This is a genomic window from Streptomyces sp. NPDC014882 (assembly GCF_043081325.1).
Taxonomy (GTDB): Bacteria; Actinomycetota; Actinomycetes; order Streptomycetales; family Streptomycetaceae; genus Streptomyces.
Window position 1 is genome coordinate 1 of sequence record NZ_JBIBWL010000002.1, and the last position, 14,747, is coordinate 14,747.

The following is a 14,747-nucleotide window of genomic DNA, read 5'->3' on the forward strand; positions in this document are numbered from 1 at the left end:
GGGCCGGGCCGGGCCGGGCCGGGTCAGGCCGGGTCAGGCCGGGCCGGGCCGGGCCGGGCCGGGCCGGGTCAGGCCGGGTCAGGCCGGGCCAGGCCGGGCCGGGTCAGGCCGGGTCAGGCCGGGCCGGGCCGGGCCGGGTCAGGCCGGGTCAGGCCGGGCCGGGTCAGGCCGGGTCAGGCCGGGCCGGGTCAGGCCGGGTCAGGCCGGGCCGGGTCAGGCCGGGTCAGGCCGGGCCGGGTCAGGCGTGTTCGACGATCGCGTCGGTGAGGACGGGCGCGTCGTCCCGTTCCACGGCGCTCACGGCGAGGCGGACCGCCCCCGCACCGCGCCACATGCGGATGCGGAGGGTCTCGCCCGGGAAGACCACCCCGGCGAACCGGGCGGCGTAGGCGCGCACCCGCGCCACGTCCCCGTCGAGCAGGGTGTCGACGACCGCCTTGAGGGTGATCCCGTAGGTGCACAGGCCGTGCAGGACGGGCCGGTCGAAGCCGGCCGCCCTCGCGAAGTCGGGGTCGGCGTGCAGCGGGTTGCGGTCGCCGGAGAGGCGGTACAGGAGGGCCTGGTCCTCCCGGGTGCGCCGTTCGACGGTCCGGTCGGGGGCGCCGGCCGGCGGGTCGGGCCGGGCGGAGGGGCCCCGGTCACCGCCCCGGCCGCCCTCGCCGCGGACGAAGATCCGGGCCTCGTCCGTCCACAGCGGCCCGTTCGCGTCGGTGACCTCGGTGCGCATGACGAGGACGGTGGCCGTGCCCTTGTCGTGGACGGCGACGATGCGGCCGGTGGCGGTGGCGGCGCCCTCGGCGGGCAGTGGACGGTGCAGGGTGAGCGACTGGCCGCCGTGCAGGACGCGGGCGAGGTCGACGTCGACGCCGGGCACGGACAGTGCGCCGATCACGCCGGGCGGGCCGCCGCCCGCGACGGTGGCGAAGCTCGGCAGGACGTGCAGCCGGGACTCCAGCGTGTAGCGCAGTTCGCCGGGGTCGGTGGCGGGGACGCCCGCGCCGATGCCGAGGTGGTAGAGCAGGACGTCCTCGCGGTCCCAGGAGATCTCGCCGGTCCGGGGGGCGGCGGCGAGCGCCTCGGCTGCGTCGATGGGCACGGGGGCTCCTGGCGGGTCACGGGCGGACGGAGACCGCGTTCCGGTCCGGCGCCCGCCCCCTGTATAGCCCGGCGTCCATCCCTTGTGAAGGTTCCTGACGGCCCGTCAGCGGGCGTGTCGTGACGCCCCCGAGCTGTCACCCGTGACATTTGTCCTGCCGTGGTCCGTACAACCGCATCTGCCCGTGGGCGGGGGTGGGTGCGTAGCGTCGGAGCGGTGGGCGAGGACCCGTGGAGGGACGACGAAGGGGGACCGTGATGCGCGGGAAGCAGTGGGTGGCCTGTCGGTGGCAGGCGCATGTGCGGCACAAGGCCGAGCGCGCCCGCGACCGGGAGGCGATGCGGGAGTGGCGCAGGACGGGCGAGGTGCCGGAGCATCCGGGCCCGCCGCCGTCCGGCTACTCCCTGCTGCCGTGGCTGCTGCTCGGCATGGGCGCCTTCTCGAACCTCCTCAGGGGCGAGGCCAACCCGTGGATCGGCGGCCTCGGAGTGCTGACCTTCAACTCCCTCTACATCTACGTCGTGTTCCGCAGCTTCGTCCGGGAGAAGCGCGAGGCGTTCTCGACACGGCTGGCCCTGGTGCTGATGGCGCTCGTCACCTGTGCTCTGGCGCTCGGCTACGGCGGCAGCTGGCTGAGCTTCTTCCCCCTGCTAGGACTGGCCGTCGGCGCGAACACGCGAGGGCGCCGGCTGGGGCCGGTCGGCGTCGGGCTGGCGCTTGCCGCCGGCGCCGCCGCCGTGTACCGCAACGGCTGGGGCGACGCGGTGAACATCGCGTACGGCACCCTCCTGTCGACGATGGTGACGGCCGCGATCCTGTCCCTGACCGAGGCGGTACGGCAGTTGCGGGCCGCCCGTGAGGAACTGGCCCGGCGGGCGGTCGAGGAGGAGCGGCTGCGGTTCTCCCGCGATCTGCACGACCTGCTCGGGCACACCCTGTCGGTGATCGTGGTGAAGTCTGAGGCGGTCCGGAGACTCGCCGAGCGCGATCTCGACGCGGCCCTCGCCCAGGTGACGGACATAGAGGCGGTGGGCCGCCAGGCGCTGACGGAGATCCGCGAGGCGGTCACCGGGTACCGCGAGGGCAGTCTCGCCACCGAACTGGACCGGGCCCGCTCGGTCCTGACGGCGGCCGGCGTCGAGCCCGTGGTCGCCCGGTCGGGCCCCCCGCTCGCCCCGCGGACGGCGGCCCTGCTGGGCTGGGTGGTGCGCGAGGCGGTCACCAACGTGGTCCGCCACAGCGGGGCCGGCCGCTGCGAGATCACCGTGGCGGGCACGGCCGGACGAGCACGGCTGACGGTCACCGACGACGGCCGGGGGACGGACGGCCGAGGTACGGGCCGCCGAGGTACGAAAGGTCACGGCACGGGCGGCTCTGAAGGAGAGGGCGGTTCCGGCGCGGGTGGCTCCGGCGACTCCGGCACGGACGGTCCCGGGACGGGCGACTCCGGTCCGGACGGTCCCGGGACGGGCGCCCACTCGTGTGCGGTGGGCTGCGGCACCGGTCTGACCGGCCTGCGGGAGCGCCTCGCCGCGGCGGGCGGCTCGCTGACGGCGGGCCAGGGCCCGGACGGCGGCTTCACGGTCACGGCGGAACTCCCGGCGGACGCGCCGCCGGCGCACGGGGCAGGGGAACTCGGGGACGCCCGGCAGCCCGGCCGGGCGAGAGGAACGGCCGACGGGCCGCTGCCGTACCGGAGCGGGGCGGGCCCGGGCGCCTCCCTGGTGGAGCCGGTGTCCGGGGCGGTGCCGCCGGGGCCCGCCGCACCTACGCTGAGGTCGTGAACGAGATGCCCCGTGACCGTCGTCCCGCCAAGTCCGTCAGGATCCTGCTCGCGGAGGACCAGGGCATGATGCGCGGAGCGCTGGCCCTGCTGCTGGGGCTGGAGCCGGACATGGAGGTCGTGGCCCAGGTCGGCACCGGGGACGCGATCGTGGACGCCGCCCTCCTCCACCGCCCGGACATCGCGCTCCTCGACATCGAACTGCCCGGCACGAGCGGTCTGGACGCCGCCGCCGAGCTGCGCGGGCAGGTGCCCGACTGCCGGGTGCTGATCCTCACCACCTTCGGACGGCCTGGCTACCTGCGGCGGGCCATGGAGGCCGGGGCCGCCGGGTTCCTCGTGAAGGACGGACCGGTGGAGGAACTGGCGGCCACGATCCGCCGGGTGCTGACCGGGGAGACGGTGGTCGATCCGGCTCTGGCGGCCGCCGCGCTCAGCGTGGGGCCCAGCCCGCTGACGGCCCGTGAGTGCGAGGTCCTCAGAGCCTCCGCCGACGGCGCGACGGTCGCCGATGTCGCAGCGGAGCTGCACCTGTCGGAGTCGACGGTCCGCAACTACCTCTCCGCCGCCATCGGCAAGACGGGCACCCGCAACCGTGCGGAGGCGATGCGCGTGGCGCGCCACCAGGGCTGGCTCTGAGCGGTGCGCACGCGGCTGTGCGCACGGGTCTCCCCCCCGTGCCCGCCTGCTGCGACGAACACGGCGGGAGACCCGTGCCCCGCAGTGGCGGCCTGGCACCGTCACGGACGGAGGCCTACCGGGTGCCGCTCCGAAGGCCGGGTGCCGGCTCTAGAGGCCGGGACCCGTGCGGCGCAGGACGCGCAGGGAGCCGGTGTCCGAGACCTCCGTGAAGGCGCCGGACTCCAGGGCGCGCAGGTAGACGCGGTAGGGGGCCTGACCGGTGAACTCGTCGGCCGGGTCCGGGAAGACGTCGTGGATGACGAGGAGGCCGCCCTCGGCGACGTGCGGGGCCCAGCCCTCGTAGTCGGAGCCGGCGTGCTCGTCGGTGTGGCCGCCGTCGACGAAGACCAGGCCGAGGGGTGAGTTCCAGAAGGCCGCGATCTGCGGGGAGCGGCCCACCAGCGCCACCACGTGCTCCTCGAGGCCGGCCCGGTGCAGGGTGCGGCGGAAGGCGGGCAGGGTGTCCATCAGGCCGATCTCGGGGTCGACGGTCTCCGGGTCGTGGTACTCCCAGCCCGGCTGCTGCTCCTCGCTGCCCCGGTGGTGGTCGAGGGTGAGCGCGGTGACCCCGGCCCGCCGGGCCGCGTCCGCGAGGAGGATCGTCGAACGGCCGCAGTAGGTGCCGACCTCCAGCAGCGGAAGCCCCAGACCGACCGCCTCCACGGCGGCGGCGTACAGCGCGAGTCCCTCGTCGAGGGGCATGAATCCCTTCGCGGCCTCGAACGCGGCCAGGATCTCGGGCTCGGGTGCCGCGGCCATGGGGGTCCTTCCGGTGGTACGTGCGTCTGGGCCCGCCCATGGTGCCGCACCCCCCGCCGCGGGGGGCGACGGGGGGTGCGGGGCAGGCGGGTCGGGCGGTGACCGCGCCGGACCGGTCCGGCCCGGGCCGGACAGTGACCCACCGCTCGGGATCGGTCCGGGCGGGGCGGAGCCGGTCGGGCGGTGACCGCGCCGGTCGGGACCGGCCCGGGCCGGACAGCGACCGCGCCGGTCAGGGCCGGCCCGGGCCGGGCGGAGCCGGTCAGGCGGTGACCGTCTCGCCCGGCAGCGCCAGGTCCAGGTCGACCGGGCGTTCGTCGCCGGCGTGGGTCGCCGCGGACGCGAGGGGGCCGTGGCCGGTGGCCCTGGCGGCGAGGACGTAGGCGCCCCGGGCCGGGACGGCGACGACGTAGCTGCCGTCCGGCTGCGACAGGGTGGCGCCGGCCTGACGGCCGCGGTGGTCGATGAGGGTGACCTTGGCGTGGGCGACCGGGGCGCCGTCGGCGTCCAGGACCCGGCCCCGGAAGCCCCGCAGGACCGCCTCGGCGTGGGCCAGGTTGGCGTCCTCCTCGCTGCTGGCACGCAGCTGAGGCGCCGTCGCGGGGGTGTTGCGGGGCAGGAACAGGGCGAGGAGCAGGCCCACGGCGACGGCCGCGGTGGCGATGAGGAAGGAAACCCGGAAGCCGTGCATGGTCGGGACGGCGACGCCGCCCACGTCGTTCGCGGTGTCGGCCAGCACCATGCCGATGACGGCGCTGGACACCGACGTGCCGATGGAACGCATCAGGGTGTTGAGGCCGTTGGCGGCGCCCGTCTCCGAGGCCGGGACCGCACCGACGATCAGCGCGGGGAGCGAGGAGTAGGCGAGGCCGATGCCCGCGCCCAGGACGACCGCGATGACGAGGCTCTGCCAGGCGGCGCTCATCAGGCCGAGGCCGGCGCCGTAGCCGATCGCGATGATCAGCAGGCCGAGGATCAGGGTGATTTTGGGGCCGTACTTGGCGGAGAGGCGGGCGTAGACGGGGGCGGTGACCATCATCGTCAGGCCGAGCGGTGCCACCAGGAGGCCGGCGGTGACCATCGACTGGCCGAGGCCGTAGCCGGTGCTCTTCGGCAGCTGGAGGAGCTGGGGCAGGACGAGGGAGACGACGTAGAAGGAGACGCCGACCATGATCGAGGCGAGGTTGGTGAACAGGACCGCCGGGCGGGCGCTGGTGCGCAGGTCGACCAGCGGCGCCTTGACGCGCAGCTCCATCAGACCCCACAGGAGGAGCACGGCGACGGAGGCGGCGAACAGGCCGAGCGTGAGGACCGAGGACCAGCCCCAGTCGCTGCCCTTGGTGATCGGCAGCAGGAACAGCACGAGGCCGGCGGAGAGGCCGAGCGCGCCCGGCAGGTCGAAGGAGCCCTCGGCGCGGGCCGGGGACTCGGGGACGACGAGCAGGGTCAGGACGATGGCGAGGACGCCGAGACCGGCGGCGCCGTAGAAGAGGACGTGCCAGTCGGCGTGCTGGGCGACGAGGGCCGCGGCGGGCAGGGCGAGGCCGCCGCCGACGCCGATGGAGGAGCTCATCAGCGCCATCGCCGAGCCGAGCCTCTCGCGGGGCAGCATGTCGCGCATCAGGCCGATGCCGAGCGGTATCGCGCCCATCGCGAAGCCCTGGAGGGTCCGGCCGGCGATCATGGTGAGCAGGTCGCTGGTGGCGGCGCTGACCAGGGCGCCGACGACCATCACGGCGAGGCTGAGGATCAGCGTGCGGCGCTTTCCGTACAGGTCGCCGAGGCGGCCCATGATCGGGGTGGCGACGGCGCCGGACAGCAGGGTCGAGGTGAGGACCCAGGTGGCGTTGCTGGGAGAGGTGTCCAGCAGTTGCGGCAGGTCCTTGATGACCGGTACCAGCAGGGTCTGCATCACCGCGACCACGATGCCCGCGAAGGCGAGCACCGGGACGACGGCACCGCCCGCCCTGCGTCCGGGCCGGTCGGTCGACGTGTGCGTCATGAAGCGGGGCCTCCAGGCCTGGGAGCGGACGGGCGAACGGCTGAACCGTGCGGCACGCGCGGGTGGGTGCGGGTACGTGCAGCGTGAACCTCGTATGCACGAGCAACTATTCCGATGCTTCGGCACACTAACGAAATCTTGACCTTCTCTTGGGAAAGGACCACGCGGGCGGTACCGCGGCCCTAGGCCGATATCCCTATGCCGGGGGTGCCGGGTGGTTGAGACCATGGCCCCCATGCCCTCCGCGACACCCGCTCCCTCCGCCGCCCGCCCGTCCCGCTCCGCACGCCGTTCCTCCGCCCCCGCCTGGCTCGTCGTGGCGCTCGCCTGCGCCGGCCAGTTCCTCGTCGTCCTCGACGTGTCCGTCGTCAACGTGGCGCTGCCCTCCGTGCGGGCCGAGCTGGGCATGGGCGCGGCCGGCCTCCAGTGGGTGGTCAACGCCTACGCCATCGCCTTCGCCGGGTTCATGCTGCTCGGCGGCCGGGCCGGCGACCTCTACGGCCGCAAGCGGATGTTCCTCGTCGGGCTCGCCCTGTTCACGCTGGCCTCGCTGGCCGGCGGGCTGGCGCGGGACGACTGGCAGTTGCTGCTCGCCCGGGCCGCGCAGGGACTGGGCGCCGCCGTGCTGGCGCCCTCGACGCTGACGATCGTCACCGCCGCCGTGCCGGACGGCGCGGCGCGGGCGCGGGCGATCGCCACCTGGACGGCGGTCGGCGCGGGCGGCGGCGCCGCGGGCGGACTCGTCGGCGGCGTGCTGGTCGACCTGCTGTCGTGGCGCTGGGTGCTGCTGATCAACGTGCCGGTCGGCGCGGTCGTCCTCGCCGGCGCCCTCGCCCTGCTCCCCGAGAGCCGGGCCGGGGACCGCCGCCGCCCGGACCTGCCGGGCGCCCTCCTCGTCACGGCGGGCCTGGCCGGTCTCGCGTACGGCATCTCGCGGACGGAGGCCGAGGGGTGGACCGCGGCGGGCGCCCTGGTGCCGCTGGCCGCCGGGCTCGTCCTGATCGCGCTGTTCCTCGCCGTCGAGGCCCGCACGGCGGCCCCGCTGATGCCGCTCGGCCTGCTGAGGCTGCGGTCGGTGGCCTCGGCGAACGTGGCGATGCTGCTGTGCGGCTCGGCGATGTTCTCCATGTGGTATTTCATGACGCTGTACGCGCAGAACGTGCTGGGCTACACCCCGCTGGAGGCCGGCCTGGCCCTGATACCCAGCTCACTGGCCATCGTCCTCGGCTCCAAGCTCGCCCCCCGGCTGATGCGGAGGCACGGGGCGCGCACGGTGGCGGCGGCGGGCGCGCTCACGGCGGCGGCGGGCTTCGGCCGGCAGTCGACGATGACCGCCGACGGCACCTACGTCACCGCGATCCTGCTGCCGGGCGTGCTGATGATGCTGGGCGCGGGCCTGTCGGCCACGCCGCTGGCCTCGCTGGCCACGGCCGGGGTGGACCCGGGCGAGGCGGGACTGGTGTCCGGTCTGGTCAACACCTCGCGCACGATGGGCGGTTCGCTGGGCCTGGCGGTGCTGTCCACGCTGGCGGCGGGCCGCACGGCGGGCCGGGGGACGCCCGAGGCGCTGACGGCCGGGTACGCGCTGGCGTTCCGTACGGGGGCGGTGGTGCTGCTCGCGGGGGTGGTGCTGATGCTGGTGTGGCTGCCGCGGCGGACGGAACGGACGAGGCCGACGGAGCAGACGGTCCCGATGGAGCAACCGCGACAGCCGGAACACGCGGGGCCGGTGGAGCAGCGTGAGCCCGCGGCGCGGCGGCGGCACGACGCGCAGCCGGGGCGGGACGTCGTGGGCGCGGATCCCTCGGCCCCGGCGGGCCGGACCGGTTCGGCGGACTCCGGGACGTAGCCGGAGGGCGGACGAAGGGAGGCGGGGACACACGGGGGCACATGCGGACCCGTAGGGACGCGGGGGCACCGAGACCGCCGAGGAGGCCGAGGACGAGAAGGACCGCCCTCCGGGCCTCGTCCGTCCCGCGGACCCCGCCGGCGGGGCGACCGCCGTGGACCGGCCGGTCACCGGAGTCGCCCTTCCCTGGTCCGCCGCCACGCGCCCCGACGGCAGTCGCCCTTCCCTGGTCCGCCGGTGGCCTCCCGGCCGTGTCGGGGGCGCACCGCTAGGGTGGCAGGCGTGTCGTACGTAGGTCCTGACTTCGATCCCCCGCGTCCCCGCCGCTCCGCGCTGCGGCGCACGCTCACCGTGCTGCTCGCCGTGCTCGTGCCCGGTGCGCTGCTCGGATGGCTGGCGTGGGAGGCGCTGGGCGGTTCGCAGGAGCGCGGGTCGGGCGGCCGGGCCGCGGGGGCGGTCTCCGGCACCGGGGGGACGGCCTCGGCCGGCGGCACCCCGGACGACAGGCCGGGCGCGCGGTCCCCGTCGGCGTCCGCACCCGGCGGCGCCGGGACCCTCGCGGGCAAGGTCGTCGTCATCGACCCGGGACACAATCCCGCCAACTCCGCGCACACGGCCGAGATCGGCCGCCAGGTGGACATCGGCACCCACGAGAAGGAGTGCGACACCACCGGCACCGCCACCGACTCCGGTTACAGCGAGGCCGCGTTCACGCTCGACGTGGCGCACCGGCTGCGCGTCCTGCTGGAACAGCGGGGCGCCACGGTGAAGTTGACGCAGGACGCCGACCGGCCGTACGGGCCCTGCATCGACGAGCGGGCCCGGATCGGCAACTCGGCGCGCGCGGACGCCGTCGTGTCGGTGCACGCCGACGGAGCGGGCGCCGGACAGCGCGGCTTCCACGTGATCCTGCCGGGCGCGGTGCACGCGGGCGCCGCCGACACCCGTGCCATCGTGACCCCCTCGCGAAAACTCGGTGAACTGATCGCCGGCGACTTCGCGGACGCCACCGGCACCGCGCCCTCGAACTACGTCGGCGACGGCACCGGTCTCGTCACGCGGGAGGACCTGGGCGGTCTCAATCTGTCAACGGTTCCCAAGGTGTTCATCGAGTGCGGGAACATGCGCGATACCAAGGACGCGGCACTGCTCACCAGCGGCGCCTGGCGGCAGAGGGCGGCGCAGGGGATCTCCGAGGGAATCGTGAGTTTCCTGCGCGGACGGTGACCGGCGCACCGGTCCCCGGGGACAGCCCGATCGTGTGGACGATAGTGTCGTCCCCACGACGAGGGGCCGTTCCCGCGCTTCCCACCCGGGCCTGACGGCGACATGGTGACAGCGACGCCTCTACCGATGCTTGTATCGATGACGAGACGACTGACGAAGGACCTGAAGTGAATATCCGCTCCCTCACTCGAGGCGACGGCGTGGTGATCGGAGCAGCGGTATTGCTGTTCATCGCGTCGTTCCTGGACACGTTCGACGGCTCCGGCGGCGACATTCCCACCGCCTGGGACAACCTCGGTCTGCTGATGGGCATGTACGTCGGCGGCATCATCGGTGCGGCCCTGATCGTCCTCGCCCGCGCGCTGCCCCAGCCGCGCAAGATCGTCGGCCTGGACCTCGGGCAGCTCGGGGTCGCGCTGACGGTGTTCGCCGCGTGGACGGCGTTCTGGTCGATCATCGACCCGCTGGGCGCGTTCAGCGACACCTTCGGCAGCGCGGACGTGGAGCGGGGGGCCGGTCTCATCCTCGGCTTCATCGCGACGCTGGTGTTGGCCGGCGGCGCCGTCGCCACCCCCCTCGTCCCGGCCCTCCAGGCCGCGCTGATCCCGGCTCCGAAGCCGCCGGCGCCGCTGCCCTACGGCGCCCAGCCGCCCGGTGGCTACGGCTACCCGGGCGCGCAGCAGCAGCCGTCGCCGTTCGGCGGGCAGCCGCAGCAGGGTCAGCAGCCGGGCCAGCCGCCGTTCACGGGCGGCCAGCCGGCTCCGGCCCAGCCGCCGGCCGCCGACTTCTCGCCGTTCTGGTTCGCCGTGCCGGTGGCGCGTCCGCTGTACGCGGAGGACGGCGCGCCCATGCCGATCGCCGAACTGGCCCCCGGCACCTGGTACCTGGCCGTCGAGCAGGGCGCCCAGGGCCTGGTGGCGCAGACCCAGGACGGTCGTCGCGGCGTGCTGCGGGACACCTCCGGCATCCAGCGCGGCTGAGTCCGCGCCCCCGCCTCCGCGGCCCCCGCCCTTTCCGGGCGGGGGCCGTCGTCGTGCGGCCACCCTCCGCCCACGATTGATCGGCCGTCAGGAACCCTGCGCGGAAGCGGCCTTCAGAGGAACACCGCGATCGGGTTCAGTGTCAGTTCGCCGCTCTCGCGGTTCCAGGTCGGGACCTTGCCGAGGCAGCGGGCCTGGAACTCCCCGGTGAAGTACTCGGCGTTCTGGAAGCCCTCGCGGACCCCGGCCGCCTCGCAGGTGATCCGTACCCGCGCCGCCGGGTCTCCGGTGCCGTACCGGGCGTGCAGCACGATGTCGCCGTTCTCCGCGCGGCGGGCGGTGAACAGGCCGGTGACCGAGACGAACGCCGAGCCGACGCCGACGGCGGTCAGCGGCACGCTGCGGTCGCCGCCCCGGTCGGCGAGGGTGTCGGCGAGCGCGCGGTTCGGGGTGACGACGCCGGTGGTGAGGTCGGCCTCGACGACGACGTCCTCCTTGCGCATGGTGTCCATCAGCAGCCGGATCACCGTGATCGGGGTGTTCTGCCGGAAGTAGGCGGTGACGCGTTCCCTGGCGATCTCCCGGCGGGCCCCGGCCATGCCGCCGGACAGGCGGGCGAAGAGGCCGACGCCCGCGTGGACGTTGGTGCGGTCGGCGACCTCCGCCTCCAGCGCGGCGGAGAAGCCGCCCTGCTGGTAGAGGTCCATCACCCGCTGTTCGTGCAGGAAGAACGCCATGCCGTGCACGATGCGGCCGCCGCGCCGGCGGCGCCGGAGCAGGCCCAGCCGGGCCAGCGCGTGCCGGGCCGGTACGGCGAGCGCGGCCGCCGTCACCGCCCAGACGACCAGCCACGGCCACCACAGGCTCCACCACTGACTGTCAGTGACACCCACGGATCTCCTTGAACGCGTCGGTGAGCGAGGAGGGTCCGGCGTCGACCGTGCGGCCGCCGGTCGCGGCGGACGCCCGCCGCAGGGCGGCCGCGTCGGCCTCTCCGAACGGGACGGTGAAGGTGGGCACCGCGTCGGCGGCGGACCCCAGCCGGTCGTGCCGGCGCAGGAACTCCCCGTACGACAGGCCCGCGTTGTTCTCGCCGTCCGTCATCAGCACGATGGCGACGGGCCGTCCGGGAGCGGCGCGTACGGCGTCGGCGGCGATGCGGTAGCCGCGGTCGAGGGCCGACCAGAGCGCGGTGGCGTCGTCGAAGCCGCCGCCCGCCACCATCCGGTCGAGGGCCTCCAGGTCGGCGTCGGAGCGCACCGTGACGGTGCGCTCCTGGAGCACGCTCCCGCCGAAGCGGACGACGGTGAGACGTTCGCCCCGGTAGAAGCGGGCGAACTTGCCGGTGGCGGTGCGGTCGGCGCCGCTGAGGCCGGCGAAGGCGGCGCGCAGGGCCTCGATCCGCTCGCCGCGCATCGAGGTGGAGAAGTCCAGCAGGAACACGACCTGGTCGCCGGTGGTGTGCGCCGGGTCACCGTAGTCGTCGACGAGCCGGCGCACGATGGACAGCCGGTCGGGGAAGGACAGGGCGTTGCCGACGGGGGCGCGCAGTTCGGCGGAGGGCTCGACGTCCTGGTTGACGGGACGCCGGTGGGTGCGCCGCATCAGTTCGCGCTGGGTGTCGGCGCTCAGCAGCCAGTCGACGACCTCGCCGTAGGCCGCGCGCTCGCCGGGGTCGAGGAGGAGCAGCGGGAAGTCGGACAGGACCATGCCGTCGTCGGGGTGGACGATCTCCAGCGGGCGGCTCAGCGCGCCGCCGGCGTTGAGGGCGAGCAGTTCGGACTCGTGGGCGATCAGCGCGTCGGCGGCCTGCGGGCGCCGGGCGTAGGCGTCGGTCAGCGCGCGCGAGCCGGCGGCGGTGAGGGTCTGGCCGGAGCGGAAGCCGCGCAGCCGGTCGCAGGAGACGTCCTCCTCGCGCAGTGCGCTGCCGGTGCCGGCGGCCGCGGTGGCGACGCCGACGAGGGCGGCCCGCCCGGTGTCGCTGCGCCGGGGGTCGGCCATGCCGAAGCGTACGGTGCCGTCGGCGGCGGCGTCGGCGAGGTCGGCCCAGGAGATCCGGCCGCCCGGGGCGCGGGCGCGCAGGTCGCGGGCGGCGTCGGGGGTGAGGCCGACGACGACGGGCGAGCGCATGATCGAGGTGGACTCGGGACGGGCGGTGCCGTCGGCCGCGTCCCGCAGGCGCAGCAGGAAGGAGCGGTCGGAGGCGAGCCAGGCCAGGTCGTAGGCGGACTCCCGTCCGGCGGCGGGCGGTTGCCCGGTGAGGTCCGCGGTCGCCGTGTACTCCAGTTCCAGCTCGATCCCGGTGGCCTCCTCCAGCTTCCCCAACAGCGGTTCCACGTCGGCCAGTTCCGGGGCGGCCAGGACGCGCAGGGTGCGGTGGCCGCCGTCGTCGGCGCAGGCGGAGGTGAGGGTGGCGAGGAGGGCGAGGGCCAGGGTGGCGGCGAGGGCCGCGGCCGGCCGCCTCACGGGGCGTCCCGGACGGGCGGGGGGCAGTCGCCGACGTAGGTGATGATGCGCTCCAGCACGTCCAGGTCGGGTTCGTAGGACTTGGTCCGGTCGGGGTTGGCGGCGGGGACCTGGATCCCGTGGCCGTCGAGGTAGGCGTTGAGGCGTTCGCTGGTGCCGTCCTCGCCGGAGAAGCGGACGCGGAAGCCGAGTTCGATGGCCCGGTCGCGCAACTCCTCGTCCTGCTCCAGCAGTCGGACCAGGCGGTCGCCCCGGTCGGTGAGGGAGATGAGCTGGGGCTCGGTGAGGGCGTAGGGCGTGGGGTAGAGCAGGACGCGGTCGGTGTCCTGCTCGCCGTACCTGTCGTGGTGGGCGATCTGGTGGGCCAGGTACTGGTGTTCGTAGATGAGGGAGATGGGGGCGATGCTCTCGCCGAGGTCGGAGAGGTAGCTGTCGGCCTGTTCGTCGGCCCACATGCCCTGGAGGCTGATCAGTGGCTTGATCTTCGCGGCGAGGCCGGTGACCGCTTCCCGGGCGAGCCGCGGGTCGTTGACGTTCTCGGTGCCGGGGGTGGTGTTCCGGTTGGCGACGAAGGCGAGGAGGCTGAGGTAGGTGCCGGCCGCGTTGGACTCGCAGACGTTGGAGGTGCGCACCAGGACGCGGCCGCTGTTGCTGCGGCCGCCGGTGTCGAAGCCGATGCCGTTCCAGGTGTCCGCGCCCTCGGCCCGGCCGTCGCCGTCCTGGTCGGCGGTGCTCCGGCCGCCGTCGGTGCCGTCGAGCAAGCCCGTGAAGGCGGCCATGTCGAGGTCGTAGTAGAGGGTGGGGCCGCCGCCGGGGGCCCGTTGCGGGGTGGCGGCGCCGGCCTCGACCAGGGTGTCGGCGTAGTCGCGGAAGGTGCCGAGGACCAGCGGGGTGACGAAGGGGCGGACGGAGCGCACGGAGCGGTCCTGCCGGCCGAGGACGAGTTTGGCGGCGGGCTGGCCGGAGGGGAAGACGACGTCCGTGCCGTCCAGGGACTGGGTGGCGATGCCCCGGGAGCCGAGGCGGCGGATGTCGACGCGGATGCCGTGCCGGAGCAGCAGCCGCCGCACCTCGGGGTCCCTGAAGAAGTCCGACTTGGAGGCCATCCGCGCCTCCAGGGTGACGATCCGTTCGAAGGGGCGCAGGGTGTTGCCCGAGATCAGCAGGGCGATCAGCCCGGCCACCGCGACCGGCAGGGCCACGGCGACGTGGCGGGGCACCCGGCGGCGGCCGACCCGGCGCGTGCCGAGTCTCGGCTCGTCGATCGCCGGTGTTGCGGAGTGTGACAACGGCCCTCCTGCCACTCAAGGGGGCAGGATCATCGAGGATCCCCTCGAACACCGTCCCCCGGAAGGCACAACTCCAAGCCAACACAGGGCAAATGGAGAAGTCGTGAACAGGCCGTGTTTCATCCCGTCACGAACGGCAAGCCGGAGTGCATGTCCCCTCGATACCGTAACGGTGCGCATTCGGCAGGCACGGTCATCGCCGTCGTCGCCGACGTGATGGCCTTCATCCTGGGCCTCTGGATCGTCATGTATCTGCTGGACGCCAACCGCGGCAACGAACTGGTGCAGTTCGTGCACGACGCGGCCCGCTGGCTGGCGGGGTGGTCGTACGACCTGTTCACGTTCGACGAGGCGTGGGCGAGGGTCGTGGCGGGCTACGGCCTGGCGGCGGTCGTGTACCTGTTCGTCGGGCACGCGATCGCGAACCGGGTCCGCCACTGACCTCTCGCCGGCCTCGTCGGCGGCACACCGGTCGCACCGTGCCGGCGCGACGGTCGTACCGACACCGGACGGCCGGCCGCACCGACACCGCAGCCCGGTCGCGCGGTGACGGCATACCGGCCGCACCGTCACCGCGCGTCCTGTCGGGCCGACATGGCACGTTCGGTCGCGCCG

General features: G+C 74.6%; 12 protein-coding genes. 6 read left to right on the forward strand and 6 right to left on the reverse strand.

The window, feature by feature from the left end:
• Positions 1-238 precede the first annotated feature (238 nt).
• Positions 239-1,096, reverse strand: coding sequence for a MaoC/PaaZ C-terminal domain-containing protein (locus tag ACF09K_RS04665; RefSeq protein ID WP_392241047.1), 858 nt, complete (start codon positions 1,094-1,096; stop codon positions 239-241).
• 257 nt (positions 1,097-1,353) lie between these two features.
• Here ACF09K_RS04665 and ACF09K_RS04670 point away from each other — a divergent pair, with 257 nt between their 5' ends.
• Positions 1,354-2,880 carry a sensor histidine kinase gene (locus ACF09K_RS04670; protein ID WP_392241048.1) on the forward strand — a complete coding sequence of 509 codons (1,527 nt, stop codon included), beginning with the start codon at positions 1,354-1,356 and terminating at the stop codon, positions 2,878-2,880.
• Between the two features lie 5 nt (positions 2,881-2,885).
• Complete coding sequence (locus tag ACF09K_RS04675; RefSeq protein ID WP_392241625.1) at positions 2,886-3,518, forward strand: response regulator; 633 nt, start codon at positions 2,886-2,888, stop codon at positions 3,516-3,518.
• Positions 3,519-3,668: 150 nt separating this feature from the next.
• On the opposite strand, the gene ACF09K_RS04680 is transcribed toward ACF09K_RS04675, so the two are convergent.
• Both ACF09K_RS04680 and ACF09K_RS04685 read right to left on the reverse strand, forming a co-directional pair.
• Positions 3,669-4,319: a class I SAM-dependent methyltransferase gene (locus ACF09K_RS04680; protein WP_392241049.1), complete on the reverse strand. Its 651-nt coding sequence runs from the start codon at positions 4,317-4,319 to the stop codon at positions 3,669-3,671.
• A gap of 262 nt (positions 4,320-4,581) precedes the next feature.
• Entirely contained in the window at positions 4,582-6,321 is a 1,740-nt protein-coding gene (locus ACF09K_RS04685) for an MFS transporter (protein WP_392241050.1), read from the reverse strand.
• A 226-nt stretch (positions 6,322-6,547) separates the two neighbouring features.
• On the opposite strand from ACF09K_RS04685, the gene ACF09K_RS04690 reads away from it, so the two are divergent.
• From ACF09K_RS04690 to ACF09K_RS04700, 3 genes are all read left to right on the forward strand, one after another.
• Positions 6,548-8,170 carry a DHA2 family efflux MFS transporter permease subunit gene (locus ACF09K_RS04690; protein WP_392241051.1) on the forward strand — a complete coding sequence of 541 codons (1,623 nt, stop codon included), beginning with the start codon at positions 6,548-6,550 and terminating at the stop codon, positions 8,168-8,170.
• A 282-nt stretch (positions 8,171-8,452) separates the two neighbouring features.
• Complete coding sequence (locus ACF09K_RS04695) at positions 8,453-9,397, forward strand: N-acetylmuramoyl-L-alanine amidase (protein ID WP_392241052.1); 945 nt, start codon at positions 8,453-8,455, stop codon at positions 9,395-9,397.
• Positions 9,398-9,564: 167 nt separating this feature from the next.
• Positions 9,565-10,377, forward strand: a complete 813-nt coding sequence (locus tag ACF09K_RS04700; protein WP_392241053.1) for a hypothetical protein — start codon at positions 9,565-9,567, stop codon at positions 10,375-10,377.
• Positions 10,378-10,490: 113 nt separating this feature from the next.
• Here ACF09K_RS04700 and ACF09K_RS04705 read toward each other — a convergent pair whose 3' ends face one another.
• From ACF09K_RS04705 to ACF09K_RS04715, 3 genes are read right to left on the reverse strand one after another with little or no spacing between them, the layout of a single operon-like run.
• On the reverse strand, positions 10,491-11,270 hold the full coding sequence (locus tag ACF09K_RS04705) for a hypothetical protein (protein ID WP_392241054.1): 780 nt from the start codon (positions 11,268-11,270) through the stop codon (positions 10,491-10,493).
• The gene (locus ACF09K_RS04710) at positions 11,257-12,843 is read right to left on the reverse strand and encodes a substrate-binding domain-containing protein (protein WP_392241055.1); all 1,587 of its coding nucleotides are present in this window, start codon (positions 12,841-12,843) and stop codon (positions 11,257-11,259) included. The genes ACF09K_RS04705 and ACF09K_RS04710 overlap by 14 nt, the downstream gene beginning before the upstream one ends.
• Entirely contained in the window at positions 12,840-14,132 is a 1,293-nt protein-coding gene (locus ACF09K_RS04715) for a hypothetical protein (RefSeq protein WP_392241056.1), read from the reverse strand. The genes ACF09K_RS04710 and ACF09K_RS04715 overlap by 4 nt, the downstream gene beginning before the upstream one ends.
• A gap of 150 nt (positions 14,133-14,282) precedes the next feature.
• Here ACF09K_RS04715 and ACF09K_RS04720 point away from each other — a divergent pair, with 150 nt between their 5' ends.
• Positions 14,283-14,573, forward strand: coding sequence for a hypothetical protein (locus tag ACF09K_RS04720; protein ID WP_392241057.1), 291 nt, complete (start codon positions 14,283-14,285; stop codon positions 14,571-14,573).
• Positions 14,574-14,747: the final 174 nt, after the last annotated feature.

Coding starts and splice junctions, on each gene's coding strand:
- ACF09K_RS04670 (WP_392241048.1), top strand. CDS start 1,354: ATGCGCGGGAAGCAGTGGGTGGCCTGTCGGTGGCAGGCGCATGTGCGG.
- ACF09K_RS04675 (WP_392241625.1), top strand. CDS start 2,886: ATGCCCCGTGACCGTCGTCCCGCCAAGTCCGTCAGGATCCTGCTCGCG.
- ACF09K_RS04680 (WP_392241049.1), bottom strand. CDS start 4,319: ATGGCCGCGGCACCCGAGCCCGAGATCCTGGCCGCGTTCGAGGCCGCG.
- ACF09K_RS04685 (WP_392241050.1), bottom strand. CDS start 6,321: ATGACGCACACGTCGACCGACCGGCCCGGACGCAGGGCGGGCGGTGCC.
- ACF09K_RS04690 (WP_392241051.1), top strand. CDS start 6,548: ATGGCCCCCATGCCCTCCGCGACACCCGCTCCCTCCGCCGCCCGCCCG.
- ACF09K_RS04720 (WP_392241057.1), top strand. CDS start 14,283: ATGTCCCCTCGATACCGTAACGGTGCGCATTCGGCAGGCACGGTCATC.